This window comes from uncultured Gimesia sp., from assembly GCF_937919775.1.
Lineage (GTDB): Bacteria > Planctomycetota > Planctomycetia > Planctomycetales > Planctomycetaceae > Gimesia.
The window spans coordinates 1-1,435 of sequence record NZ_CALFPF010000283.1 but is presented as its reverse complement, the minus strand read 5'-3'; the positions used below and the strand labels follow the sequence as shown (position 1 = coordinate 1,435).

1 protein-coding gene is annotated in these 1,435 nt (G+C 48.9%); it reads left to right on the top strand.

All coding sequences use genetic code 11. The annotated features are described in order from the left end of the window. On the top strand, positions 1 to 1,435 hold a 1,435-nt coding region (locus Q0294_RS07710; protein WP_299462861.1), incomplete at both ends, for a DUF1553 domain-containing protein.

Sequence of the window (1,435 nt, the reverse complement as noted above, 5' to 3'; positions counted from 1 at the left end):
ATGGCAAAGCAAAAGGATATCGTCCGGTCTTTGCTCCCTGGTTCGAAATCACCGCGATTAAAGTGAAAAAAGAAGAATATCCTGTTCGCGTTTCTGAAGTAATTCAAAAATTCTCAAACCAGGAAAGCGAAACTCAACCTGATAAGCGGGTCAATCGTCTGATTGTGCACGCGTTGAAAAATAATCCGCCGCAATCGATCTATGATGTGTGTCGAGTTTACGGGACTGTTTTTAATGAAGTCGAGCAGGCATGGGTGAAAACCCTGGAAGAGGCAAAACAAGCTAAAGCTGCCTTACCGGAAAAACTTGCTGACCCGGACGCGGAAGAATTGCGTCAGATTTTATATCACCCGGAAACACCGACAGCGGCAGGCGATGATGTTGTGCAGGGAATGTTTAACCGCGCACAGCGTGATCAGATACGTCGCTTCGAGAAAGAAATCGAAACACTGGATGTCACCTCTCCGGGGGCGCCTCCTCGTGCGATGGTGATGTATGACAATGAAAAACCGGTCACTCCCCATGTTCATTTGAGAGGGAACCCGGGGCGACGTGGAGAGCAGACCCCGCGTCAATTTTTCCGAATTCTGGCCGGGGAAGATCGAAAACCGTTTCAGAAAGGAAGTGGACGGCTCGAACTGGCGCAGTCGATTACGTCACGGGATAATCCTTTAACCGCACGCGTTTTTGTGAATCGGGTCTGGATGCATCATTTTGGCGAAGGCCTGGTCAGAACGCCCAGCGATTTCGGTGTACGAAGCGAGGCTCCGACGCATCCGGAACTGTTAGACTATCTTGCCTATCGCTTTATGCAGGAAGGCTGGTCTGTGAAGTCGTTACATAAAATCATGATGCTGTCAGCTACTTATCAGCAATCGTCTCAGATTGACCAGAAAGCCGCACTGATTGATTCCGATAATCGTTTGCTTTGGAAACATTCTCCCCAGAGATTGGATTTCGAAGCGATGCGAGATTCACTCCTATTTGTCTCCGGACAACTTTCGGAAGATCGGGGAGGGAGAAGTTTTCTAATCGATCAGATCCCGACAGACCCAAGGCGTACCGTGTACAGTTTTGTGGATCGTAATAATTTACCCAACGTCTTTCGTACGTTTGATTTTGCCAATGTGGAATCCAGTACCGCGCAGCGGCCTTTTACAACGGTTCCTCAGCAGGCATTATTTGCCATGAACAGCCCGCTGTTAATTGAGCAGTCCGGATTGCTGGTAAAAGATCTGGAGCTGGAAAAAATGGCAGCAGACAAGAGTGTGGATGCTGCAATCGAGGCACTTTACCAGCGGGTTCTGTCGCGGAAACCGGCGGCTGAGGAAATCGAGCTTGGTAAAAACTTCCTGAGTCATCATCGGGATCAAATTAAGACACCCGCTCAGATGAGTGGTTGGGAAAAGTATGCCCAGGTGCTTTGTACTTCCAA